At 39.4% G+C, this 25,517-nt stretch carries 19 protein-coding genes and 1 tRNA gene; 7 read left to right on the top strand and 13 right to left on the bottom strand.

Annotation, left to right across the window (positions count from 1 at the left end):
- The first annotated feature begins 8 nt into the window (after positions 1-8).
- From rsxC to I6F40_RS11695, 6 genes are all read left to right on the top strand, one after another.
- Positions 9-2,591 (top strand): electron transport complex subunit RsxC, encoded by a 2,583-nt coding sequence (rsxC, locus tag I6F40_RS11720; protein WP_166379457.1) that lies wholly within the window; start codon positions 9-11, stop codon positions 2,589-2,591.
- Positions 2,588-3,646 carry an electron transport complex subunit RsxD gene (gene rsxD / locus I6F40_RS11715; protein ID WP_002962268.1) on the top strand — a complete coding sequence of 353 codons (1,059 nt, stop codon included), beginning with the start codon at positions 2,588-2,590 and terminating at the stop codon, positions 3,644-3,646. The genes rsxC and rsxD overlap by 4 nt, the downstream gene beginning before the upstream one ends.
- The gene (gene rsxG / locus I6F40_RS11710; RefSeq protein ID WP_166379459.1) at positions 3,643-4,284 is read left to right on the top strand and encodes an electron transport complex subunit RsxG; all 642 of its coding nucleotides are present in this window, start codon (positions 3,643-3,645) and stop codon (positions 4,282-4,284) included. The genes rsxD and rsxG overlap by 4 nt, the downstream gene beginning before the upstream one ends.
- Complete coding sequence (locus I6F40_RS11705; protein WP_197192963.1) at positions 4,281-4,979, top strand: electron transport complex subunit E; 699 nt, start codon at positions 4,281-4,283, stop codon at positions 4,977-4,979. The genes rsxG and I6F40_RS11705 overlap by 4 nt, the downstream gene beginning before the upstream one ends.
- A gap of 49 nt (positions 4,980-5,028) precedes the next feature.
- On the top strand, positions 5,029-5,661 hold the full coding sequence (nth, locus tag I6F40_RS11700) for an endonuclease III (RefSeq protein ID WP_166379461.1): 633 nt from the start codon (positions 5,029-5,031) through the stop codon (positions 5,659-5,661).
- A gap of 404 nt (positions 5,662-6,065) precedes the next feature.
- On the top strand, positions 6,066-7,976 hold the full coding sequence (locus I6F40_RS11695; RefSeq protein ID WP_166379463.1) for an aminotransferase class V-fold PLP-dependent enzyme: 1,911 nt from the start codon (positions 6,066-6,068) through the stop codon (positions 7,974-7,976).
- A 320-nt stretch (positions 7,977-8,296) separates the two neighbouring features.
- Here I6F40_RS11695 and I6F40_RS11690 read toward each other — a convergent pair whose 3' ends face one another.
- The 10 genes from I6F40_RS11690 to I6F40_RS11645 all read right to left on the bottom strand — a co-directional run bounded on the left by I6F40_RS11690 (position 8,297) and on the right by I6F40_RS11645 (position 22,843).
- Positions 8,297-11,329, bottom strand: a complete 3,033-nt coding sequence (locus tag I6F40_RS11690) for a TonB-dependent receptor (RefSeq protein ID WP_166379465.1) — start codon at positions 11,327-11,329, stop codon at positions 8,297-8,299.
- A 442-nt stretch (positions 11,330-11,771) separates the two neighbouring features.
- Entirely contained in the window at positions 11,772-12,734 is a 963-nt protein-coding gene (locus I6F40_RS11685) for a class 1 fructose-bisphosphatase (RefSeq protein ID WP_166379467.1), read from the bottom strand.
- A complete protein-coding gene (fbaA, locus tag I6F40_RS11680) occupies positions 12,731-13,813 on the bottom strand; it encodes a class II fructose-bisphosphate aldolase (protein ID WP_166379469.1) in 1,083 nt (360 codons plus the stop codon). Before fbaA ends, I6F40_RS11685 begins: the two co-directional genes overlap by 4 nt.
- Positions 13,814-13,827: 14 nt before the next feature.
- A complete protein-coding gene (gene eda / locus I6F40_RS11675) occupies positions 13,828-14,445 on the bottom strand; it encodes a bifunctional 4-hydroxy-2-oxoglutarate aldolase/2-dehydro-3-deoxy-phosphogluconate aldolase (protein WP_166379471.1) in 618 nt (205 codons plus the stop codon).
- A gap of 229 nt (positions 14,446-14,674) precedes the next feature.
- Positions 14,675-15,607: a sugar kinase gene (locus tag I6F40_RS11670; RefSeq protein ID WP_166379473.1), complete on the bottom strand. Its 933-nt coding sequence runs from the start codon at positions 15,605-15,607 to the stop codon at positions 14,675-14,677.
- Positions 15,608-15,681: 74 nt separating this feature from the next.
- Positions 15,682-16,989 (bottom strand): MFS transporter, encoded by a 1,308-nt coding sequence (locus tag I6F40_RS11665; protein ID WP_166379475.1) that lies wholly within the window; start codon positions 16,987-16,989, stop codon positions 15,682-15,684.
- A gap of 2 nt (positions 16,990-16,991) precedes the next feature.
- Positions 16,992-17,336 (bottom strand): cupin domain-containing protein, encoded by a 345-nt coding sequence (locus I6F40_RS11660; RefSeq protein WP_166379477.1) that lies wholly within the window; start codon positions 17,334-17,336, stop codon positions 16,992-16,994.
- Positions 17,337-17,341: 5 nt separating this feature from the next.
- Positions 17,342-19,552 carry a heparinase II/III domain-containing protein gene (locus I6F40_RS11655; protein WP_166379479.1) on the bottom strand — a complete coding sequence of 737 codons (2,211 nt, stop codon included), beginning with the start codon at positions 19,550-19,552 and terminating at the stop codon, positions 17,342-17,344.
- 5 nt (positions 19,553-19,557) lie between these two features.
- On the bottom strand, positions 19,558-21,816 hold the full coding sequence (locus tag I6F40_RS11650; RefSeq protein ID WP_166379481.1) for a polysaccharide lyase 6 family protein: 2,259 nt from the start codon (positions 21,814-21,816) through the stop codon (positions 19,558-19,560).
- Between the two features lie 148 nt (positions 21,817-21,964).
- Entirely contained in the window at positions 21,965-22,843 is an 879-nt protein-coding gene (locus I6F40_RS11645) for an NAD(P)-dependent oxidoreductase (RefSeq protein ID WP_007585320.1), read from the bottom strand.
- A gap of 647 nt (positions 22,844-23,490) precedes the next feature.
- Between I6F40_RS11645 and gloA the strand changes: the two genes are divergently transcribed.
- Complete coding sequence (gene gloA / locus I6F40_RS11640; RefSeq protein WP_166379483.1) at positions 23,491-23,892, top strand: lactoylglutathione lyase; 402 nt, start codon at positions 23,491-23,493, stop codon at positions 23,890-23,892.
- 283 nt (positions 23,893-24,175) lie between these two features.
- Here gloA and I6F40_RS11635 read toward each other — a convergent pair whose 3' ends face one another.
- The 3 genes from I6F40_RS11635 to I6F40_RS11625 form a co-directional block, all read right to left on the bottom strand.
- Positions 24,176-24,442: a DksA/TraR family C4-type zinc finger protein gene (locus I6F40_RS11635; RefSeq protein WP_007585315.1), complete on the bottom strand. Its 267-nt coding sequence runs from the start codon at positions 24,440-24,442 to the stop codon at positions 24,176-24,178.
- A gap of 52 nt (positions 24,443-24,494) precedes the next feature.
- The gene (locus I6F40_RS11630) at positions 24,495-25,415 is read right to left on the bottom strand and encodes a hypothetical protein (RefSeq protein WP_197192962.1); all 921 of its coding nucleotides are present in this window, start codon (positions 25,413-25,415) and stop codon (positions 24,495-24,497) included.
- Positions 25,404-25,479 (bottom strand) — tRNA-Glu (locus tag I6F40_RS11625). Before I6F40_RS11625 ends, I6F40_RS11630 begins: the two co-directional genes overlap by 12 nt.
- Between the last annotated feature and the right edge of the window lie 38 nt (positions 25,480-25,517).

Below are 25,517 nucleotides of genomic sequence, written 5' to 3'. Positions count from 1 at the left end.
AGGTTTGAGTGGACAAGTTACTTGAACAAATAAAAAAAGGCACCGTGTGGGCATTTCCTGGCGGCATACACCCACCACAACAAAAATCACTCTCTAATAGTGCGAGTATCACTCGCCTACCTTTGCCCGACAAACTCATTGTTGCGCTTAAGCAACACATAGGCGCAAACGGTAAGTTACTGGTAGAAAAAGGCCAACACGTCTTAAAAGGCCAACCACTTACAGCGCCTGCTGCTAACTGGTCGGTACCTGTGCATGCGCCAAGCTCTGGCGTGGTTACTGATATTGCACCTATGCCATCAGCACATCCATCGGCCCTACCTGAACTAAGTGTTATTATTGAACCAGACGGCAAAGACGAATGGGTAGATCTAAATAAAAATAAAAGCCCTGCTGAGCTTAGTCATGACGAGCTTATAAATATTATTCACCAAGCCGGTATTAGCGGTATGGGTGGTGCTGGTTTTCCTACTTATGTAAAAGCAGATACCAAGCAACCTATCGAATTTTTGATTGTAAATGCTGTTGAGTGCGAACCTTATATTACTGCCGATGACGTTTTAATGCGCGAACACGCTAAAGAAGTTATCCAAGGCATTGAAATAATGCAGCAACTTTTAAACCCAACACTGTGCATTGTGGGTATAGAAGATAACAAGCCTGAAGCTATTGCAGCAATGAAGCAAGCAGCTGAGCATAACTCAAAAATTATTATTCAAACGGTGCCAACTATTTATCCATCTGGCGGTGAAAAGCAATTAATTAAATTACTTACTAACCGTGAAGTTCCTAGCATTGGTATTCCAGCCGATATTGGTATTTTAGTGCATAACACCGGGACTTTGTTTGCCGTACAACAAGCCGTTTATGAAGGTAAACCACTCATTGAACGTATAGTTACGGTAACAGGTAACACTATTCATAAGCCTGGGAATGTATGGGCACTACTTGGCACTGAAATAAAGCATTTACTTGATTGCCAAGGTTTCTCGCCTGTACCGCAGCAAAGTGTTGTGATGGGCGGCCCAATGATGGGCTTTACGCTACCCACAGTACGTATTGGCATAGTTAAAACAACTAACTGTATTTTAGCGCCTGATCATAAAGAGCTAGCGGAGCCCGGCCCTGAAAAAGCCTGTATACGTTGTAGTGCTTGTGCTGATGCTTGCCCTGCTTCTTTATTACCACAGCAATTGCAGTGGTTTGCTAAATCAAAAGAGTACGACAAGCTACAAGAGCATAATTTATTTGACTGTATTGAGTGTGGTGCTTGTGCATATGTGTGCCCAAGCGAAATCCCTCTTGTACAGTACTACCGTATAGCCAAAGTTGAAATTAAAGAACAACAAGCTGACAAAATTAAAGCCGACAGAGCAAAAGAGCGTTTTGATGCACGAAAAGAGCGTTTAGATCGCGAGCAAGAAGAACGTCAAAACCGCCACAAACGTAAACCTGCCGCTAAATCTGCTGACGAAAAGCAAAAAGTAGCAGAGGCACTAGCCCGCGTTAAAAATAAATCAGATAACGGCGATGAAAAATCAGCTGTTGCAGCCGCTATTGCACGCGCTAAAGCTAAAAAGCTAGGCGATCAATCTGCTGAATTAGAACCTGACAACAGCGAAGTAGCAAAAGAGCGCGCACTACGTAAAGAACAAGCGCGTAAATATAAAGAGCAAAAATCTCAAACAGATGAATCGGCCGATACTGTACCCGTTGATGATAAAAAATCAGCAGTCGCTGCAGCCATTGCCCGCGCTAAAGCTAAAAAAGCAGCACAAGCATTAGATAACGCTGAACAAACAGTAAGTGAAGAGCCACAAAACGATGCCCCTGTTGATGATAAAAAATCAGCGGTAGCTGCGGCCATTGCTCGTGCTAAAGCCAAAAAGGCAGCACAAGCATTAGATAACGCTGAGCAAACCGTGAGTGAAGAGCCACAAAGCGATGCCCCTGTTGATGACAAAAAAGCAGCGGTAGCGGCGGCCATTGCTCGTGCAAAAGCTAAAAAAGCGGCTAAAGCATTAGATGGCGCTGAGCAAACCGTGAGTGAAGAGCCACAAACTGATGCCCCTGTTGATGACAAAAAAGCAGCCGTAGCGGCGGCCATTGCTCGCGCAAAAGCCAAAAAAGCGGCTAAAGCATTAGAAGACGCTGAGCAGTCCGTGAGTGAAGAGCCACAAACTGATGCCCCTGTTGATGACAAAAAAGCAGCAGTAACGGCGGCCATTGCTCGTGCAAAAGCCAAAAAAGCAGCTAAAGCATTAGAAGAAACCGAGCAAACCGTGAGTGAAGAGCCACAAAGCGCGGCATCCGTTGATGATAAAAAAGTAGCGGTAGCTGCGGCCATAGCTCGTGCTAAAGCTAAAAAAGCGGCTAAAGCACTAGAAGATACCGAACAAACTCAGCCCCAAGAGCTACAAGTTGATAGCGCAGCACCTAAGAGTGCAGAAAGTAACACCGATGACTCATCAGTTCTTATTAACGCAGATAAACCTAAATCAGCCGACGATAAGAAAAAAGCCGCCGTGGCTGCTGCAATTGCGAGAGCAAAAGCTAAAAAGTTACAAAAAGAAGGAAATAATCAGTCATGAAATTAACCATGGCCAGTTCGCCGCATAATCACAGCCATAAATCGTTAACGCGATTAATGCTTAGCGTTATTGCTGCGTGTATTCCTGGGCTAATTGCTCAAGTTTTCTTTTTTGGAACCGGTGTACTTATTCAACTGGTGCTCGCGCTTGTTGCTGTAAGCGTATTTGAAGCTGCAATAATGCTAATACGAAAGCGCCCTGTTTGGCCTGCATTAAGTGATGGCAGTGCGTGGCTTACTGCCGTGTTATTGGCACTGAGTATTCCACCACTTGCCCCTTGGTGGATAATCGTTATTGGCTGTTTATTTTCTATTGTTATAGTTAAACAGCTTTATGGCGGCCTTGGGTTTAACTTATTCAATCCAGCAATGGCGGCTTATGTACTGCTTTTAGTTTCGTTTCCGGTACAAATGACCGCATGGTTGCCTGTTACCGATTTAATAAATACGCCAATAGGCTTTGCTGATCAGCTAAGGCTAATATTCACCGATTTTACGGCCTCTGGGTTTAGCCTTGATCAAGTACGTGCAGGGGTTGATGGCCTAACAATGGCAACACCGCTGGATACTGTTAAAACAGACATAGCACACGGTTTAACCGTTACCGAAAGCATGCAAAAGCCATTATTTAACGAATGGGCTGGCCTTGGCTGGGTGTGGGTTAACTTAGGCTTTTTGGTGGGTGGTTTATACTTATTAAAAGCAAAAATAATTAACTGGCATATTCCTGTAAGTTTTATCGCAAGTTTAGCTGTATGTAGTGCTATTGGTTATATCGCATCACCTGGTACAGAGCCGGGCACCCTATTTCACTTATTAAGTGGTGCCACTATGATGGGGGCCTTTTTTATAGCAACCGATCCGGTATCTGCAGCAACAACTAACAAAGGGCGCTTAATTTATGGCGCGCTAATTGGCTTACTAATTTATTTAATTCGTACCTTTGGTGGTTTTCCTGATGCCATCGCATTTAGCGTATTATTGATTAATATTGCAGTGCCGCTAATCGACTACTACACACAGCCACGTACTTATGGCCATGGAGCAGTAAAATGATCATTTCGTCAATGGCTAAAAATGGTGCTATTTTAACTGCGTTTGCTTTAGCAACAACGGGCTTAGTTGCCTCTATCAACGCGCTTACTGCCGATAAAATTGCAGAGCAAGAACAACTGCAACTTACTGCGCAGCTACAAGAAGTGCTCGACCCAAAATCGTACGACAATCAATTATCACAAGATTGCGTAATTATTACTGACGAAAAACTAGGCCCACACGCAAACCAAGTAATTTACCGTGCTCGTAAAAACAATAAACCAGTCGCTGTTGTTATTAGGCATGTTACGCCAAACGGCTACAGTGGCGATATTAACTTATTAACAGCTGTATTGAGCGACGGCACTATTGCTGGCGTGCGTACGACTAAACACGAAGAAACCCCTGGTTTAGGCGACAAAGTAGAAGTTAAAAAATCACTTTGGATCACAACATTTAAAAGCTTAACGGTTGAAGGCGAAGAAGACGCTCGCTGGGCTGTAAAAAAAGATGGCGGCCAGTTTGATCAATTTACAGGCGCGACCATAACGCCACGTGCTGTTGTGGGCTCTGTAAAAAATGCCGTATTGTTCGCACAAACTAATTTTGATGATATTTTTGCAGCACCTAATGCCGAATGTTTGGAGGTAGCTAAATGAGTGAGTTAAAAACATTATACAAAGAAGGTGTGTGGGTAAATAACCCTGCCCTTGTACAGCTTTTAGGTTTATGTCCACTGCTTGCCGTTACCTCAACTGTAACAAATGCCTTAGGTTTAGGCTTAGCAACTTTACTCGTACTAATAGGATCAAATGTTACCGTATCAATTGTGCGTAACTGGGTGCCAAAAGATATTCGTATACCTGTATTTGTAATGATCATCGCGGGCTTTGTAACAATAGTTCAATTACTTATGAACGCTTATACCTTTGGTTTATATCAATCATTAGGAATTTTTATTCCGTTGATTGTAACTAACTGCGCCATTATTGGCCGCGCCGAAGCTTACGCCTCTAAAAACCCTGTTCATTTATCAGCATTTGACGGCTTAATGATGGGTTTAGGCTTTATGGCTGTACTGTTAGTATTAGGTACTATGCGCGAACTAATCGGCCAAGGTACGCTGTTTGACGGTGCCGACTTATTACTTGGCCCATGGGCACAGAGCTTGCGCATAGAAGTATTTAATTTTGATAATCAATTTTTACTGGCAATTTTACCACCGGGTGCCTTTTTAGGGCTTGGGCTACTTATTGCTGCAAAAAACGTAATTGACGCACAAATAAAATCAAAACAAGTTGCACCGCCAGAGGCTGAAAAAGCTCCTCGAGCACGTGTTACTAGCTTAACTTAAGGGGAAAACGTATTAGAGCAACAATTAGCACTAATACGTTTTAAGTTGCATGAATAAAGAAAAACGTCACCAAATACTGTCGCGCCTGCGCGAAGATAATCCGCACCCAGTTACAGAGCTTGAATATTCAAGCCCGTTTGAGTTGCTAGTAGCAGTAACTCTTTCAGCGCAAGCAACCGATGTAGGTGTGAATAAAGCCACTCGAAAGTTGTTCCCTGTTGCTAATACACCCCAAGCCATTTTAGATATTGGGCACGACACACTGCGTGATTATATAAAAACCATTGGCTTATTTAATTCTAAAGCTGCCAACGTGTACAAAATGTGCCAAATTTTGGTGGATGAACATAACAGCATCGTGCCAGAAAATCGTGAAGCGTTAGAGGCTCTACCAGGCGTTGGCCGTAAAACAGCTAATGTTGTACTCAATACCGCCTTTGGCTGGCCTGTAATAGCCGTAGATACACATATATTTCGTGTATCTAACCGTACCAAGCTTGCCATGGGTAAAGATGTTGTCGCTGTAGAACAAAAGCTTGAAAAGATTGTACCAAAAGAATTTAAAGTAGACGTTCACCATTGGCTAATACTACACGGGCGCTACACCTGCGTAGCACGTAAACCAAAGTGTGGCAGCTGTATTATTGAAGACTTATGTGAGTTTAAAGAAAAAACTGAATAGCCCCAAAAGCGCGGTAAGTAGTCGCGAGTTTACCTCGCGCAATGAAGCACAAGCCTCAAAACCCCAAAAAGCGCGGCATAAAGCCCCGCCTACAAATATAACACTCCCCTGTAGTCGCGAGTTTACCTCGCGCAATAAAGCACAAGCCTCAAAACCCCAAAAAGCGCGGCATAAAGCCCCGCCTACAAATATAACACCCCCTGTAGTCGCGAGTTTACCTCGCGCAACAAAGCACAAACCCCAAAAGCCGCGCCTATCAATCCATCTAGATAAAACATTTTATACGTGAGGGCATGTTAGTGAAATTGCACAATTATTAAAACATTATCAAAGTATTAATTTCACAAGTCTCACTCCTTTGGTTATGCTAGTGAGCATTATAAAATTTTATTGCGAAACCCTCTATGCTACCTCTACTTCGTATCTTGATAATTGAGCAAGACCCAGCCACTTTACAAGGGCTTTCAACTAATCTGTCAAAGACCATTCCTAACTTTGAGCGAGACGATATTCATATCGATATTATTGAATGCCTCGAGCTTAAACACGCGTTGGAACATGTAGAGGAAGATGGTGATATTCAAGCCGTGGTTCTAAGCTGGGATATGCACAACAAAGTGGGTGAGCGGATGTATAGTCGCTTTATCGAGGATTTAAAGGCAATTCGTCTTGAGTTACCGGTTTATGTTATCGGCGACGACACCAAAGGGCTGGAAATCGTTAACGAATCAGAAGAAATCGAATCCTTCTTTTTTAAAGATGAAGTAATTTCTGACCCAGAAGCGATTTTAGGTTATATGATCAACGATTTTGACGATCGCTCTGAAACACCATTTTGGACCGCGTATCGTCGTTACGTCGGTGAAGCAAACGACTCTTGGCACACACCGGGTCATAGCGGTGGCTCCAGCTTTAGAAACTCACCTTACATCAAAGATTTTTATCAGTTTTACGGCCGCAATGTATTTGTTGGCGACCTGTCGGTTTCGGTAGACTCGCTAGGTTCATTGTCAGACAGCACCAATACCATTGGTCGCGCTCAAGAATCAGCTGCGGCGACATTTGAAGTTAAGCACACCTATTTTGTTACAAATGGTTCATCTACCTCAAATAAAATCATCTTGCAGACACTCCTGCGCAAGGGAGATAAAGTAATTGTCGACCGTAATTGCCATAAGTCAGTACACTATGGCATCTTGCAATCAGCTAGTTACCCCATTTATTTGGCGAGTATCTTAAATCCAAAATATGGCATTTTCGCGCCACCGTCGTTGGCCGACATCAAATTAGCAATTGAAAACAATACTGATGCTAAATTACTAGTGCTTACCGGTTGTACTTACGATGGCCTGCTTAGCGACCTAAAACAAGTCGTAGATTATGCTCATCAATATGGTATTAAAGTGTTTATAGATGAAGCCTGGTTTGCATACTCTTTGTTTCATCCTAGCTTTCGTCATTATTCTGCAATACATGCTGGGGCTGACTACATTACGCATTCGGCGCATAAAGTAGTATCGGCGTTTTCTCAAGCGTCTTATATTCATATTAACGACCCCGATTTTGATGCCGATTTCTTTCGAGAGATTTATAGTATCTACGCTAGTACATCGCCTAAATATCAGCTTATTGCATCGCTTGACGTGTGCCAAAAGCAATTAGAGATGGAAGGCTACAAGTTGCTCAATGCGCTGCTAAATCATGTTGAGGAGTTTAAACAACAGATGGCCTCGCTTAAGCAAATTAAAGTATTAGCTAAGCAAGACTTTATGGAAATATTCCCGCATTTTAGTGGTGATAATATGGGTCACGATCCATTAAAGATCCTTATTGATATTAGTGAGCTACCTTACTCATTAAAAGATATTCATAAATACTTACTGGATGAAATTGGGCTAGAGATAGAAAAATACACACACAGCACCATTTTAGTTTTACTCACGCTTGGCGGCACGCGCTCAAAAATAATTCGTTTGTACAATGCGTTGAAAAAGCTAGACAGCGGTAAGGTAAAACTATCGAAATCGACGCGCAGAGCTCGCTTGCCTGAAAATTTACCAGCCATCGACTTGGCGTGTATTCCAAGCGATGCTTTTTATGGCGACCGCGAATCTGTGCCTATTAGCAAAAGTAACAATCGCATTTGTGCCGGTTTAGTTACTCCATATCCACCGGGCATTCCGCTTTTAGTACCGGGCCAGCATATTACTAATGATCATATCGAATATTTGCAAGAGTTGGCAAGCCAAGGGCTAACAATTCAAGGCAGTTTCGATGGTGAAATTTATGTTCTTAAGGGAAAAGTTAAAAAATAAAGGTATTGGTTTAATACTATCGCGAGCATTATTACTGGCGGTAGTATCGTAAGATATTGCCGCTGTAACATTGAAGGTTTGTGTGAGTTTGAAGCTCAAACGGGCTAGATTTTTTGTTTGCTTTGGGCTGTGAGTTCAGCCACTCGACAACATAAAATGTTGATGATAATTGGCAAGGTATTTTACTGTGTCGGATGGCGCTTCGCTTATCCGTCCTACACTGGCACATACCAGTCTACATAACTAATCTAACTTGAATTATAAACATGAAAAAAGGCGGTAAAACCGCCTTTTTAATGTTTATAATATTTTAACTATTATTACAGCTTGTAGCTTAAGCCTAAGAATAAGCGTGGGCCGTAGTCATTCACTTCACCTAGGTTACCTTCAACAAAGAAATCTTGTGATTTAGGTGCGCTGAACAAGTTAATTGCTTCTGCTTTAACTCTGAAGTGCTCATCAATTTTGTATGATGCGCGCATTTCCCATACGCCTACGCCATCAACATAACGAAGTCGAGTACCATTTGTAGTATACGGTTGAAAATACTCACTACGATATTTGTAAATAACAGCAGTATCAAATCCACCAATTTGGTAGTAGAGCTGGCTGCTAAATACATGCTTAGAGAAACCAGGCACTGAGGCCGACTCAATAATACCATCAGTTAATTGTGTAGTATTACCATCTACGTCAGTCTCAAACGTATCGCCGTATAAGCTATCTTGGAACTCAAAATCAGTGTCTGCATAGTTGTAACCAAATTTCATACCGATGCCGTTATCCCAGCGGTAAGAAAATGAAGCTTCAAGACCTAGTATTTCACTGTCTTCATCTGATGTAACAGAGTTAGTAATTGGTAATGAAACAGTTTCACCGGCAACAGTAAAATCTTCAATTACTGTTTGTTGTTGAAAACCACCGTTGAACTGTTTGTAGTATAAGCTTAACGCTAAGATTGAATCTTCGTTAGGGTACCATTCAAACGCAGCATCGTAGTTCCACGACATAAGCGGTTGAGTGTCTGGATTACCAGAACCATTTACACCCACTAATAAATCGCTGATTGATGTTGCTGTACCTTCTGTATCTTCTTGGAATGTACGGCTGTAACCTAAATCAGATGGATCTGCGCGTGACATACCACGGTATATACTTGCACGGAATAAAATATCTTCACTGTAGTCAATAACTAGGTTAAAACTTGGTAAATACTTCGTGTAGTCACCACCGCTTTTTATTTTATCCAATGAACCATTATCAGATTCAACCAGAGAAAGTACACCGGTGTCGCTTGTTACTACGTCAAAGCTATTTCTAAAGCCAATCGAAGTTACTTCTGTGTCTACAATACGAAGACCAAAGTTACCGCGAATGAATTTACCAAACATTTCAGTATCGTAATTCGCCATTAAGTACACTGATGTTGTTTTTTCTGTTACATCAATTGTACCTGCATTTTCATATTCAACTTCTGGGTAAGCAAACACACCATCAGCGTTAGAACCAGCTACAGCTTGTGAGAAACATACGTTGTCGTATGTAGCCCATGATGAACCTGTACCGCTATCTACAACGTTACCGTCACTATCGACATTTGTTACAATATCCCCATCAGATACGCTTGATAAAAAGCCTGATTCCGGAAAGTCAATTTGACAACCTTGTAATACGTCAAGTGCTTCAGTGCCTGAGTCTAGCGTGTATTCATTTCGTGAACCATTACCTTGGCTACCACCATACTGTAGAAAGGTCATTTCAGATGTTCTAATACCACCTTGAATACTGGTGAAAACATTACCATCTAGAATATAGTCAAAATCTAAGCGCGCTGAAATAACTTCGTTTTCACGAACATTTTCACGGTCAAGTCGTGTTCTTAAGCTATCTGTAAAGTTTGAAATATCTGTTACGTCAAAATCTGTTAATGTGAAATGAGGGATTTCATCACCCATATCCCAAGAAAAGAAATTTCGGTCTGATGTTCTACCACGGTTAGATATTTGAAGTTCTTCGCGTTCTGTTTTTGAGTACGCTAAATCTAAATCAACAGTTAATCTATCAGTAACTGTATGTTCTATATTTATGCCATAACCTTGATAGTTTTCTTCACGAGAGAATTGCTCACCCGCTGATTCAATACGCTCTTCACCTTCCCAATGTAATATACCGCCTACATCGTTAGTTACAAGTGTTGGACCGGTTACACCTGGTGTAGCACGTTTTTGTAAAAAGATTAAATCGTGGCGTGCTTCTTGTTGTGTTCTATCTGAAATTTGTGCATCAATGTTGACATCCCAATCAGCTGACGGCTGGTACTGCAGTGCAAAAAACATTGCATCACGCTCATCTGATGTCTCGTTTTGGCGGTAACTACGGCTACTGCCAGTCCAAGCATAAGGAGTACCATCACTTACTGCTTTACCCGTTTCAGGATCAATTTCTGTATCGTAACCTTGGTTGCTACTACCACTAACTTGATCTTCACAGTCGCCTGCGCTGCTACGATAAAAACCTTCGTTGGTATTATTAGGATCGTTTAAACACGCCCATAGTGAAGAACCAGATGGGCTAGAGCTTCTGTATTCAGCTTCTGGTTGACTAATTTCTTGGCGCTGTACACCAAACGACACACCAACGGCTTGGCCATTATCAAATTCAAACTGATCAACATAACTAAACGTGCCACGGTAACCCGCGTCACTTTGAAGCGAGTTATCTACGTTACCTTCGTCTGGGTTGTAATTTAATTTAACTTCAGCTGATACGCGTTGTTTGCCAAAATCAAGTGGAGTTATAGTTTCAAGTGCAATAACACCTGCAACGCCACCTTCAATCATTGACGCATCTTGCGTTTTATAAATTGCTACTTTTTTTACAAGTTCAGAAGGGAACTGTGAAAAGTTAACTGAGCGGTCACCACTACCATTGGTCGCTTCACGGCCATTGATGTGAGTTGCACTTAAAAATGGCCCAAGACCACGAATAGTAATTTCTGTTGCGCCACCATTTTCACGGTGAGATGCAGCACCTGTAATTGATTCAAGTGCTTCACCGATAGAAAGTGCTGGTAAATCACCAATGTCTTCTGATGATAAGCCATCAACAACGGTTGTTGACTCGCGCTTGATCGCTATTTGATCTTGTATAGTTCTACGGGTACCTGTAACGCTAATTATTTCAACGTCATCTTCAACCTCTGTCGCTTTTCCCTGATCTTCCTGTGCGCTTGCTGTGAATACGCAAGAACTTGTCATGCCTGCGATGACCGCTGTTCTTACCCATTTTGCAACTGGACGCATTGCAAACTGCCCTGTTGTAGAGTTATTACTATCTAGTGACTTCAACGACATTTGAATTCTCCGCTGGTTGTTGTTGTGTGATTTTAGTGTGTTAGCTTGTTATGCTGATGTTTATTTTATGTGACCTTTGACATTAATATACTTAAACGCAGCACGATGATCAACCAATTTGAGATTTAAATGTTACCAACAGGTATACCAATTGCCACTTAACGGCTTTACCATGATGTAAGATAGGTTTAAAGCGAAGAATACTAATAATTAAGAACAAGGAATGATTAGTAAAATTAAATCAAATAAAACTAAGTACTCGGAGCTAATAACACCCAAGTTTGAAGGATTGATTAATGCTGTTACTTAATAGGTTTTTAAGAAATTAGGTTCTGATACCGATTGAGTGAGGGAAGTGGATATTAGAAATGCGTTAAATAAATTGTTAAAAAGTAGGGGCTATTATCTTGCCCCCTACTTTATTTATATACTAAGTGATGCTTTATAACATAGCTTTATTATAAAACTCTACAGGCTCATTTGAGCCCAAAGCAACAGGCACACGTTGATGCAAGCTAGTTGGCGCAATATCTAAAATACGCGTTCCTCTAGAGGTTGCTTTACCACCTGCGTTTTCAACTAAAAGCGCTAACGGGTTTGCTTCATAAAGCAGTCTTATTTTTCCGTTATCGTTACCACTGCGTTTATCTTGCGGATACAAAAATAACCCGCCTCGGCATAATATACGATGAACGTCGCCTACCATCGCTGCATTCCAACGCATTGAGCTTTTTTCAAAGCTTTCACAGGTGTAAAGCAATTTATCAAAATACACTTGTGTCGGTTCGTCCCAATAACGGTAGTTAGCCATATTAACGGCAAATTCACGACTCTGCTCTGGCACACTCAACTGCTTATTTGTCAGTAGATAACCGCCATGCGTTGAGTCTAATGTATAACAACGCGTTGGACCGCCAGTACTCATTACAAGTAATGATGAAGGGCCGTATAACACATAGCCTGCACATACTTGATTTACACCAGGCTGACTAAATTGCTCGTCGCTGTCGAAGGCAACATCATCACGGGCTAAGTAAATAGTAAATATAGTGCCTATTTGCCCATTAACATCAATATTAGAGGAGCCATCTAGTGGGTCAAAAGCAACAATAAACTTACCTTCAGGATGGCCACCTACCGCATGATCTTCTTCCTCTGATGCAACTGATCGAACGCTGCTGTCGTCAAGTAGTATGTCTTTAAGTAGTTGGTTTGCAATTACATCTAGCTTTTTTTGAACTTCACCTTGGATGTTTTCATTCAATGTTGAACCTAAAACACCGGCTAATTCACCTTGGCTTACTCGAAAAGCAATTTCTTTACTGGTCGCTAAAATTGTGCGAATAAGTAAAATAAGATCGGTATCTACACCGTCTTCTTTTAATACTGTATTTAGTCTTTTCATGCGCTATACCTATTTACACAATTTAGATCGTCAAAGCATTGCTCTAGTCTTGCAACCATACTTTGCTCTGAATGACGCAGCCATACGCGAGGGTCATAGTATTTTTTGTTTGGCTTATCATCCCCATCAGGATTACCAATTTGCTCTTGTAGGTATGCTTGGTTAACTTTGTAGTAGTCTAAAATACCTGTCCAACACGCCCACTGCGTATCGGTATCAATATTCATTTTAACTACACCATAAGTTAAAGACTCTGCAATTTTATCGTATTCAGAACCACTACCACCATGAAACACAAAGTTGATTGAGTTGCTTGGTAAATTAAATTTTTCTGATACGTAAGCTTGTGAATCTTTTAAAATAGTTGGCGTAAGAACAACGTTTCCTGGCTTATATACACCGTGAACATTGCCAAAAGACGCTGCAATTATAAAGTTAGGGCTAATACGACTTAAACGCTCATATGCAAATGCAACATCTTCAGGCTGAGTGTATAAAGAAGAGCTGTCTAGGTGTGAGTTATCAACACCGTCTTCTTCGCCGCCTGTACAGCCAAGCTCTATTTCTAGCGTCATCCCTATTTTTGCCATACGTGTTAAGTAACGTTCACAAATTTCAATATTTTCTTCTAGAGGCTCTTCTGAAAGATCAATCATATGTGAGCTAAACAATGGTTTGCCAGTCAGTTCAAAGTGTCTTTCACCTTCGTCAAGTAAACCATCAATCCAAGGTAGTAGCTTTTTAGCTGCATGATCAGTATGAAGCATCACTGCTACTTCATAATGTGCGGCAACCATATGTACGTATTTTGCAGCACTTACCGCCCCAAGCACCGCTGATTGTTGCTCTGGTAAAGATAGGCTCTTACCACAAAAAAACTGTGCTCCACCATTAGAAAGCTGAATAATAACGGGCGAGTTTTTCTTTTTAGCAGCTTCTAGCGTCGCATTTATAGATGTTGTACTAACAACATTTACTGCTGGCAACGCATATTGATTAGTACGCGCATGTTCATACACAGCACTTACTTCGTCGCCAACGATTACGCCTGGCAGTATTGTTGGAGCTAAATAATTCATTTATGAAATCCTTTCTATTTTAAAGCTTGGATACAAGAATCGGTAATTGCTTGCCAATTTTCTTGCTCAACCCATTCTTTTTTCGCTATCCAAGTACCGCCAACGGCGAATACATTATTTAATGAAAGGTAGTCTATTTTATTACTTTCGCTAACGCCACCTGTAGGGCAAAAACTTACTGATCTAAATACTGTTGAAACAGCTGATACAAAAGGTGCTCCACCAGCAAGCGATGCTGGGAATAATTTTTGCTCTTTAAAGCCATATTCAAGCGCCATTAAAATATCACCTGTGTTTGATACACCAGGAAGTACTGGTACATTACATTTAGCAAGTGCAGTAAGTAGCGCAGGAGAAACCGCTGGCGTTACAATAAAGTCAGAACCCGCTTCAAGTGCTTGCTCTAAAATGTCAGTATTTATGACTGTACCCGCACCTACTTTTAGCTCAGGCACTTGTGCTTTAATAGCTTTTAATGCCTCTATTGATGCCTCTGTTCTTAGTACTACTTCTACTAAAGTAAGGCCAGCGTTAGCCATAGCTTTCGCTATTTGAACACCTTGCTCTGGCGTATCAGCTTGAATTATAGGTAGCAGTGTTTGTCCTGACATAAGTTCAGAAAAGCGAGTCATAACGTTGTTCCTTTATAAAAAGTAATGCGGCCGAGGTATGGCGGCCTTTAATGTTTAATTATTTTGTTATACCAATTGCATTAAATTAATGAGCTATTATAGCGACAAGAAAATAGCTCAATAACAAGGCTAAAATTATGATACATAGTTGTTCTATATAAATAATTTTTAACGTAGTTAGTGAGTTATTTAATACGCTAAGGTGATCATGTTTTTAATAAAATTGGTATCAGATACCAGCTTCAACCATTGCTAGCTGAAATATATCTTTTGGAGCAATAGCGCCTGGCTGTTGTATAACAGCACCTGCTGCTTTTGCAGCAAGTTGTACAGCACTTGAAATTGATTTATCAGATAAACGAGCACCTAAATAAACACCGTTAAAGGCATCGCCTGCAGAGGTAGTATCTACAACGTTTGTTACCGGTATTATAGTGTGGCTTTGAAGCGTATCGCCCTCTTTTGTCACTACCGATTCAGGGCCATTTTTAACAATAATTTCTTCAATTTGGTAAGGTTTTAAATATTCAACAACCGCTTCTACGCTATGTACGTCATAAAGTGTTGTTAAATCTTCAACGCCTGGAAGGGTAATATCTGCAAGAGTAAAGGCTAAATGATACTGCTCTTTAGTTTCCTCTACACTATTCCACAAACGCGCTCTGTAGTTAGGATCAAAAACTATTTTAACCCCAGCATCTTTAAGCTGCTTTACCACTTTCCAAAATTGCTCACGTGCGCTTTCTTCAATTATTGCTAATGAAATTCCTGAAAAGAAAAACATATCACCTTGGCTAAGCTGCTCGAGTGCATCAGCATCTAAAAAATCAACAACCTTTTTAGCTGCAGAATCATTACGCCAATAAATAAAGCTACGCTCACCATGCTCATCTGTTTCTATGTAATACATGCCGGGTACTTTGGTATCGTGAGCAAATACGAGTTGTGTACTTATTTGTTCACTTTCAAAGCGCTCAAGCATTTTTTTACTTAAATTATCTTGTCCTAAAGCCGTAACAACCGAGGTAGTAACCTGCGGGAAGCAACGTTTTAAATACACTGCAGAATTATAAACATCGCCTGCAAATGATTGGTGAAGTGTAGCTGCGCTCATAGCTCTAAGCTCGACCATGCATTCACCGATAAAGTAAATATTTTTCATCTTGGAAGTTACCCTATGTAGTTAACTGCTATGCGCTTATACAGATTATGTTGGCATAGCAGTTATTATCTAGATTATTGAGGCTTTTTAAGAGGTTCTATTTTTGGAATTAAAATCCAAACAGCTGCCATTGCTATAATGGCTAAAGAAGCACCAATAACAAATGCTGGCGTGTAGTTACCATCAGCAGTAAGAATAGGCACTAGCGATGTAAGGCCTACAGCACCAAGCTTTGCCGCCATGCCAGAGAAACCTGATAATGTACCTACAGCTTTTTTGCCTAGTAAATCACTTGGTAGTGTTTGCACGTTACCAATTGCAGTTTGAAAACCAAATAAGATAACAGCCATGATTAGTACCGCAGTTGTTGGTCCACCTGGATTTGCCATTGCAAGTAACGCAGGTAGCATAATTAAACAACCCAGCGTAATAGTTAGCTTACGTGTTTTGTCTGTATTCCAGCCTGCTTTAAGTCGGTTTTGAGCCAATAAGCCACCAAACCATGCGCCAAACATTGCGCCAACATAAGGAACCCAACCGTATATACCAATAGATTTAACATCCATGCCATATACTTCGTTTAAGTAAATTGGAATCCAAAAAACAAATAACCACCAAATAGGGTCAATTGCAGCAGAGGCAATAATTACGCCCCAGCTTTGTTTACGAGAAAGTAGCTCGGCTGTAGATGGATTATATTCTTCTTCATCTTCGCAAGTTACATCACCATTATCATCAACACGTCTTTGACCTGTTAAGATGTATTCACGTTCTTGTGCAGTAAGCCAAGGATGAGAGCTAGGCGGCGCTTTAACTAAAATTAACCAAGGCACTAACCAAAGAAAACCTAATACACCGACAAAAACAAACACCATTTTCCAGCTAAAGTAGATAGTTAAGTATGCAATTAAAGGGATAGCAATAATGCCACCAATTGCAGCACCAGAGTTAAAAATACCCTGTGCTAAGGCGCGCTCTTTAGTAGGAAACCATTCAGCATTACCTTTAGCTGCGCCCGGCCAGTTACCGGCTTCTGCTACACCTAAGATTGCGCGAAAAATACTAAGGCTAAGTACACCTTGTGCAAATGCATGTGCAACGGTTGCAATAGACCAAACACCTATCGATAAAACAAAACCGAAGCGTGTGCCTACCCAGTCAAATATTTTACCAAATATGGCTTGACCAAATGCATAAGCAAATACAAACACAATTGAAATATTAGCGTATATTTGTTTGCGTTCTAGCGCTGATTCATCAGGGAACAAATCTTCAACAATGTCCGGCCAAAGCACACTAAGTGCTTGACGGTCTATATAGTTAATAATGGTCGCTAGCGCAATTAGCGCTATAACCCACCAACGTAAGCCTTTAAGTTGCATAATTAATCCTCAAGAAAGTCTTCACGCGCTGGGCTAAAGGTATCAATCAGGATTCCACCTGTTGGACAGGTAGCACCATGATCAGCAAATGGAGGGATTAAGCAGCTATCACCCGGTTTTAAGATTTTAGTTACGCCATCAATGTTAAAGTGAAACTCACCTTCAACAACATACGTTACTTGAGAATGTCTGTGAGCATGGTTATAACCAATAGCCCCTTTCTCAAACCAAATTTTAACGGCCATTAGCTCTTCGTTATAACCTAGCATTTGACGTTTTAGACCATTTCCTAAATCTTCAATTTCGGTCTCGCTGCCAAATGAAAAGTTTGCGCTTTGCTTTTGCATCCTGTTTACTCCTGATTATTGTTCATCATATAAACGCCTAATCGGCCATTTAAAGTGAACTCTTTATTTTGATAATTGAATGTATTTTTAGCTGAGGTTGGTGCTTTATTAATAGCCACTAAATATGACTTGCCTTTAATATCAAGTTCAACAAGTGTTAAATCGCCCTGCTGACTATATTCAAGCTTTGTAACTCTACTAACAGCTTCTAACGTATATTCTTTACTTGGATTGTATTCACCGTGAGGCTCTAATACAGATATAAATTTATGATGCTTTTGACCCTCAACACGACGAATAAAACCGTTTTCGTTGCGTAAGTTAAAATCAGGGTCGTTTGCGCCTATTTGAGTAAACAAGAAAGACTCATCACCTTTAACCAAACTCGTTTGCGTATAAAAGCGACCATTTTCGTTTAACCACGTTACTTTAGCTAAACCACTTTGAGGTTGCGCTTGAGCTTTAAGCCATAGATGCTGGTAGCCATTTTTAGTACCTAATGCAGACAGTTGTGTTGCATTCGCTTTTAGCTCAAAGCTGGTATCTATAAGCTGACCTTTATAATGCAAAGGCAAATCAAGCTGATGTGCTTTATTTGCTGCAACATCAAATATATCAAGTGCAACTGTGCTTTGTAGTTCAGGTAAGTTAATAAGTGCAAGCGTACGCTCAAGATCAACGCCTTTATAAGCTGTGCTTATTTCGCCGCTTGAAACCGTGCCGTATTCATTCGTTTCGAAAAAGTTAAGTGTAGGGTAATTACTATTTCCTACTTCAACATTTGCATTAAAATGCGTTGTTTCGTCAACCACTACCGTATTGTGCGCAACAGTGTGTTTAGCGTAAGTTTCGTTTTCAGGTAAATAACGACCGCCGTATTTAGCTTCTACATTTAAAAAACGTGCTGCGCCATAATCAGATACAATTTCATTACCGTGATCGTAAAACTGCCATGTTAGTTTATCAAAATGACCGTGACCTAAGCCTTGTGCAGCAGGTTTAAATAGTAGAGCTTGATCGCCACCTACCTGCGTTCTCATTACAACTAAAGCACCTTGATTTCCGTCATTACCATCGCCGAAGGCAACAGATTTAAACGAATAAGGTTTTGCCATGTTGTTATCAAGTGCTTGAGCTACTTTTAGCCCATCACCAGAGAGAATTATTTGGTCTTGTTGCTTGGCAATATCTAAATAACCTGCATCGTTGGTTAAGCCATACGCTGCCGTTACCCCATTTACTAACTCAATGGTATCGATACCTTTACTTTTTATTGCATCGTTAATTGGGAAAAACAAACCGTTGTAGCTAAGTTGAATCGTCGTATCAATCGCTTTTAATAATATGCCATCGCGATATTCAAATATTTTTCGTTGTGGTTCGTTGTTTTCAATCGCTTTAGCAAATGTTACAAAAGGTAGTAGTGCAAAGCGTTGATAGTAAGGGCCTTCGTTATAGTAACCTTGTGGTGAAAACAGCATTTCTAGCTGCTTAATAAAGCCACCCTTACCCGACTTTTCTAAATCGTATAATGATTTTTCTACCCACTCAGGTTCACCTAATACATACCCTGCCATGCCAACACCCGCTGTTGCCCATGTTCCATGATTATGTACTTTATTAAATGTAGACGGTTGGCCTACTGATGTGAACAACGAAACAGGACGTAGTAAGTCATTTTCGATTGTTTTAATGTTATCGGCATTTAACGAGTCATGAATTAGATCATAAGCTTGTATTGTGTAAACAAGCCACATTGCTTCATTTAGGCTTTGCCAAAAAAACTTACCTGGATTTTGCGAGTCCATTTTACGTTTTGGATGCAGACCAAGCGTTGGGTATAATTTTGCGTACTCAAGCAACATATCACGTACATAGTTTGCGTATTTATCATCTTGGCTTAATTGATAAATAATGCCTGCGTTATACATAAGCTGATAATTTTTTTTGTGGCGTTCATGTGTATAACCACCACCACCATCTTTTGGTACAGGTACCGCAATTGGTTGAGCTATTTGTTCGTCTACTTGCGCTTTTAATAGCTCAAACGCAGTAGAAAATTTACCTTCGCTGCCTATTGCTTGGCGCATATGACTTACGTCATCAGTAGTAATTACTAAGTTTGGGTGCGCTGCATGCGCACCCAATGATGTAAGTAATGTAAGTGCTGCTACAGCCGCTATTTTAAAACGTGTTTGGCATTTTAATAAGTACATAGTATTTACCCTGCCTTATTTAAAATGTTGTTATTTTTTAATACTGCTGTATGTGGGCCTTTTACTCTTAGCTCTTTAACGCTTGGTGCTTTAGTTGCATCAAATGTATTATCTGAGATTTCAGTTTTAGGCTCGCCTACTGTGTGCTCTACAACAATAGGAGCAGATTTAACAAATTTATTATCTTTGATATTAGTAACCTGAACACCGTGAACATAAATGCTCGCTTGCTCTTTGTTACGCTTACCAAGGCCAACGTTATTAAGCGTGTTATTTGTCATTTCAAAATGAGGGCCAAATGTACTTTCATCACTGCCACCACGGTAAAGCTTAAGTACACCACCTTGCACATCTTTAAATGTATTATTATTTACAATAACGTATTCCGCGTTATAAACACCTAAGTCTTCAATTTCAGTATTTAGACGTAAAATGTCACCTGTTACTGTATTAAAGGTATTACCTGTAACAATAATTTCGTCAGCCATTGCACCTTTACCAGTGATAAAGAAATGGAATGAATGATTAATATCTAAAGCATTTAACTCTGAGTTGGTCATTACAAAGCGGTAGTTATCAACCATACCCCATTTTTGCGTACGAACAATGCTGTTACCTATTGCATCTGGCGCGTTTTCACCTGAAATTGATAAACCATCTAGTTTTAAGCTGCCGCCATCATGTATTTCAAACAAGGTAGAGCGTTGAAAAGTAAGTTTAGACTTTGTGCTCTGCTTCGCTTTAATTGTCAACGTTTTATCAATTTTAACCAGTTTAGAAACATCATACTGGCCAGGCGCTAGTTCTAGAACATCACCCGACTCGGCATTATCAATAGCGTCTAGTAATGCACTTACATCAGCTTTAACAGAATGTGTCTTACCTGAATCAAAATCAACTAAAGCAGGTACTTTTGCATACCAGCTAACACCGGTATCTTCTTTTTTAAGTACTTTTAAATCACGCTTTGCACCTACATTTAAACTTTTAGATGTTGGGTAAAGTAGACCATTACTTGCTTTTTTAAGCATGATTTTTTCTTTTTTTACACCGTACGTTAGCTCAGAAAGTACTTTTGTATCAGCAATGTTGTTACTTAGTACCAGCCCGCTTACATCATCAAATGTTGTAAATGGCTGTTCACCATCTTGATTTATGATTAAGTTGTTTTTCATTACGCTATCTTTAGGTGCAGCGCTACGCTCAGCATCGCTACCAGCGGCAAGTTGAATATGACGCACATTTATAAATGTGTTGTTTTCAATTGTCGCATTTTCAACTTGGTGATAACGATTTATAGATGAATTTGGTACGCCGTTCATCACAGTAAAACCACTGCCAAAACGATACCCTGTTAGACCTTGTAGGTAGTTATTTCTTACAATTTGATCTTTATTGATAACGCGAATACCACCTGTGTGGTCAACACCATTACCAATAAAAATATTTTCTTCTATAAGGTTACCGTTACCATGGCGCAGCGTTAATGTACCGCGCGCTTCATAAAATACGTTATTGCGAAGGATGTTTTTACCTGACTTAACCGACACAATTTCTACTTCACCATTGGTGCGTTCAAAATAGTTATTTTCTACCAATGTATGCGAATCAGTTAATGAGTAATGGCTGGTGCCAATACGTAGGGTTTCACCACCGTTCGAACCAAAAGTAGGACGGTAGCCGAAATAGTTGTTGTCTATGCGGTGATAGTTTTCCTGACTTGCTTGAGTGTTTAAACGAACAGCAACTGTCACACCTTTATTTCGTTTGCCAACTAAATGGCTATGATCAAAGCGGTTATGTTGTCCATATAATGCAACCCAATAATCAGACTCTCGTTTGTCTGGATTACTGTAATTATCGATTACTGTTTGAGTAACTCGTGAATTGTAGGCTAATTCATTTTTATTTTTACGAAACTCTATTACAGCTGAGCTCGGTGTGTAGCCGTCTTTAAATACTAAACCTGAGGCTTCAAGGTATTTACCTGCAAGTCTTAGGTTCGATTGACCCGATAAAATTACTTTACCGTTAGTTTCAGCGGTCAATAAAATAGGAGAGTTTTTTGTACCTTGGCCTTCAAGTAGGATTTCGAAGTCAGACCAAGTACCATTTTTAAGTACTACTTTGTCGCCAGCAACTAGATTAGCTGCGATATCATTAAAAGCTTGTTTACTTTCTACAAAATAATCTTTGGCCGCTATTTGTGTGGATATGCAACCGATGAGAACTAGACTAAGCTTTATTGTGTTAATCAAACGCATAGTTAACTCTTTTTCGTTGTGACTGAAAGTAGTGCTTCATCAGAATTTAAAAAAGCTGACATTGCACAAAGACTTTAGTCAATTGGTGTCATGTGTGTTAAAGCGCCTTAAGCCAAAAGCTTAAAGCGCTCAATAAGGTCGAGAAGTATTACTTTTCTAGCTTTTTGAAGTAATCAAAAATTTCAGGAACGTTACCTTGACCCATACCAGCGTCAAACGCTGCTTGTAGGTTAGCTGATGAACCTTCAGCGATTTTTGATTCAGTACCTAGGTCTTCTACCATTTGTAGGAAGTAGCCTAAATCTTTGTTTGCATTAGCAATCGAGAAACCAAGGTCGCTAACATTATCAACTGCATAGTTTTTACAAAATTGCATAAACGGTGAATTAGATGGACCAGTCGACATGATGTCAAAAAGTTGTTGACGGTCAACACCAGCAAGCTCTGCAACTGCAAATGCTTGTGACATAGCACACACTGTAGTCATGCCCATGAAGTTGTTGATAAGCTTAGTTGTATGACCTGCACCTAGCTCGCCAAGATGGAAAACGTTTTCACCTTGATCTTCTAGTACTGGTTTAACTTTATTGAATGTATCAATATCGCCTGCAGCCATGATGTTTAAAAGGCCGTCTTTAGCATGTGCTGGTGTACGACCAAGAGGAGCATCAATCATGCCTGCGCCTTTAGCTGCTAAATCAGCACCAATTTTTTTAGTAGATGATGGAATAGAAGTACCAAAATCAACTAGTACTGCACCTTCTTTAATACCCGCTAGGATACCGTCTTCTGCATAAATGATTTTTTCTACAACGGCAGAAGTTGTAAGACAAAACATAACAATATCTGAACCTTCAGCTAGCTCTTTAGCAGTGCTTGCTGTTTTTGCGCCTCTAGCGACACATGCTGCAACCGCATCTTTGCTAAGGTCCATAACAATTAGCTCATAGCCTTTGTTTTGTAAATTTTCGGCCATGTTGCCGCCCATTAAGCCTAAGCCGATGAAACCGATGACTGGTTTTGACATGAATAACTCCTAAATATGTGGCGCATACTTTTATAAGAACAAGTAAAATCTACTTTAAAATACGCTGTGTCTTTGTTTCAATTTGTAGAGTAACTTTAAGCTTGAGTTATTTATAAATTAACCTGTGCAAAACGTAACTCTGATTAATTACCAATACATTGTATTCACTCAAACCAAGCAACTTACCAATTGGTATGCAAAAACTGTATTACCATACGCCTTTTTTGTCAACCAATAAGTTAACCAAGTAAATCCCATATTTTTACAAATTACATACAAATAAATTTAATATCAATTAAAAACAAACAGTTAGATATCACAAACCCAATCAGGCATAGGTTAACTTTTGTTGAACAATCAGTAACTTTTTTTATACTAATAGGTTGACCAATAATTGAGTGTTCTTTATTTAAATATGCAAAATTCAATAAAATGGTTCATTAATTGGTAATTTACAATTGATGTTATTGGTAAAATTATAAGGATCATACGTCAACAGCTTCCAACTCTAAATGGTATTGAGGTTGTGATTTGTACGTAACGCCTACATATATGGCTAACACATATAAAAACCACAAAATGCGCTTAATAATAGCGCTTAGTTAAAAATATACTGAACTTTGAAAAATCACTAAAGGAACTGAATAATGCGTTTATTACATACTATGCTGCGTGTAGCGGATTTAGACAAATCAATTGCTTTTTATACTGAAGTATTAGGTATGAAGGAATTACGCAGAGCTGATAACAGTGAATACAGATACACTCTTGCCTTTATTGGATATGGCGACGAAGCAGATAATACAGTATTAGAGTTAACTTATAACTGGGACGAGGATAGCTACGACCTGGGTAATGGATATGGTCATATTGCCATTGAGTTTGATGATATTTACAAGGCCTGTGCTGATATTAGAGCAGCCGGTGGTAATGTTAGTCGTGAACCTGGACCAGTAAAAGGCGGCACTACTGAAATTGCTTTTGTAAAAGACCCTGATGGTTATTCAATAGAACTTATTCAGAAAAAAGATGACATGAGTAAATTTTAAATTACTTAACAACTAGTTCAAGTTATAACAATTTGCTTAATGCCAATCTGCTTATATATGGGGTCTATTTAACGTTAAGAAAATTACGCTAGGACTAGGCAATAATTTTTGTATCTAGTTGTTCTAAATAAAAAATTTTTAACGACGTTATAGTGCAATTTAATTCGTTAAATTGATCAAAGATTTATGCTGGTTGGTATAACTATGGGGGGTTTAATTTTATAAATTGTTCAAATATTTATGCAGGTTGGTATTAAATAAAAAGGTGCTTTTCAGCACCTTTTTAACGCAACTGACTATCTTTACTGCCACGTCTATTAAACGATTTAGCGCTAGCATCATTACCTTCTATTGCAGCTTGGCATACAACACAGTAGCGCACTCCTGGTAACGCGAGCCTTCGTGCTTGTGGGATTTTCTCATCGCACTCATCACATAACTCTGCACTTGCGCCAGATATTAAATTGCTTCTTGCATACTGTACGGCGTCATTAACACTCGCATCAATTTGATCTTGAATTGCACCGTCTCGTGCCCATCCACTTGCCATAAATCCTCCTAATAAAGTTGGATGTTTAAATTTATGCTACCAAATAGAATCTTTATAAGTACTGAATGTTTTTGGATTTTTGGATTTTTGGATTTTTGGATTTTTGGATTTTTGGATTTTTGGATTTTTGGATTTTTGGATTTTTGGATTTTTGGATTTTTGGATTTTTGGATTTTTGGATTTTTGGATTTTTGGATTTTTGGATTTTTGGATTTTTGGATTTTTGGATTTTTGGATTTTTGGATTTTTGGATTTTTGGATTTTTGGATTTTTGGATTTTTGGATTTTTGGATTTTTGGATTTTTGGATTTTTGGATTTTTGGATTTTTGGATTTTTGGATTTTTGGATTTTTGGATTTTTGGATTTTTGGATTTTTGGATTTTTGGATTTTTGGATTTTTGGATTTTTGGATTTTTGGATTTTTGGATTTTTGGATTTTTGGATTTTTGGATTTTTGGATTTTTGGATTTTTGGATTTTTGGATTTTTGGATTTTTGGATTTTTGGATTTTTGGATTTTTGGATTTTTGGATTTTTGGATTTTTGGATTTTTGGATTTTTGGATTTTTGGATTTTTGGATTTTTGGATTTTTGGATTTTTGGATTTTTGGATTTTTGGATTTTTGGATTTTTGGATTTTTGGATTTTTGGATTTTTGGATTTTTGGATTTTTGGATTTTTGGATTTTTGGATTTTTGGATTTTTGGATTTTTGGATTTTTGGATTTTTGGATTTTTGGATTTTTGGATTTTTGGATTTTTGGATTTTTGGATTTTTGGATTTTTGGATTTTTGGATTTTTGGATTTTTGGATTTTTGGATTTTTGGATTTTTGGATTTTTGGATTTTTGGATTTTTGGATTTTTGGATTTTTGGATTTTTGGATTTTTGGATTTTTGGATTTTTGGATTTTTGGATTTTATCTTAATAACACTACACTTCCCTATTAAAAAACAAGTAAGTGGCGTCCCCAAGGGGATTCGAACCCCTGTTACCGCCGTGAAAGGGCGGTGTCCTAGGCCTCTAGACGATGGGGACACATAAATGTGTCACTAGGACAACTGAATTTTTAGACT

It is taken from the genome of Pseudoalteromonas sp. SWXJ133, from assembly GCF_015864365.1.
GTDB lineage: Bacteria > Pseudomonadota > Gammaproteobacteria > Enterobacterales > Alteromonadaceae > Pseudoalteromonas > Pseudoalteromonas arctica.
The sequence above is the reverse complement of the archived record's forward strand: the minus strand, read 5'-3'. Positions and strand labels throughout refer to the sequence as shown.

Coding starts and splice junctions, on each gene's coding strand:
- rsxD (WP_002962268.1), top strand. CDS start 2,588: ATGAAATTAACCATGGCCAGTTCGCCGCATAATCACAGCCATAAATCG.
- rsxG (WP_166379459.1), top strand. CDS start 3,643: ATGATCATTTCGTCAATGGCTAAAAATGGTGCTATTTTAACTGCGTTT.
- I6F40_RS11705 (WP_197192963.1), top strand. CDS start 4,281: ATGAGTGAGTTAAAAACATTATACAAAGAAGGTGTGTGGGTAAATAAC.
- nth (WP_166379461.1), top strand. CDS start 5,029: ATGAATAAAGAAAAACGTCACCAAATACTGTCGCGCCTGCGCGAAGAT.
- I6F40_RS11695 (WP_166379463.1), top strand. CDS start 6,066: ATGCTACCTCTACTTCGTATCTTGATAATTGAGCAAGACCCAGCCACT.
- I6F40_RS11690 (WP_166379465.1), bottom strand. CDS start 11,329: ATGTCGTTGAAGTCACTAGATAGTAATAACTCTACAACAGGGCAGTTT.
- I6F40_RS11685 (WP_166379467.1), bottom strand. CDS start 12,734: ATGAAAAGACTAAATACAGTATTAAAAGAAGACGGTGTAGATACCGAT.
- fbaA (WP_166379469.1), bottom strand. CDS start 13,813: ATGAATTATTTAGCTCCAACAATACTGCCAGGCGTAATCGTTGGCGAC.
- eda (WP_166379471.1), bottom strand. CDS start 14,445: ATGACTCGCTTTTCTGAACTTATGTCAGGACAAACACTGCTACCTATA.
- I6F40_RS11670 (WP_166379473.1), bottom strand. CDS start 15,607: ATGAAAAATATTTACTTTATCGGTGAATGCATGGTCGAGCTTAGAGCT.
- I6F40_RS11665 (WP_166379475.1), bottom strand. CDS start 16,989: ATGCAACTTAAAGGCTTACGTTGGTGGGTTATAGCGCTAATTGCGCTA.
- I6F40_RS11660 (WP_166379477.1), bottom strand. CDS start 17,336: ATGCAAAAGCAAAGCGCAAACTTTTCATTTGGCAGCGAGACCGAAATT.
- I6F40_RS11655 (WP_166379479.1), bottom strand. CDS start 19,552: ATGTACTTATTAAAATGCCAAACACGTTTTAAAATAGCGGCTGTAGCA.
- I6F40_RS11650 (WP_166379481.1), bottom strand. CDS start 21,816: ATGCGTTTGATTAACACAATAAAGCTTAGTCTAGTTCTCATCGGTTGC.
- I6F40_RS11645 (WP_007585320.1), bottom strand. CDS start 22,843: ATGTCAAAACCAGTCATCGGTTTCATCGGCTTAGGCTTAATGGGCGGC.
- gloA (WP_166379483.1), top strand. CDS start 23,491: ATGCGTTTATTACATACTATGCTGCGTGTAGCGGATTTAGACAAATCA.
- I6F40_RS11635 (WP_007585315.1), bottom strand. CDS start 24,442: ATGGCAAGTGGATGGGCACGAGACGGTGCAATTCAAGATCAAATTGAT.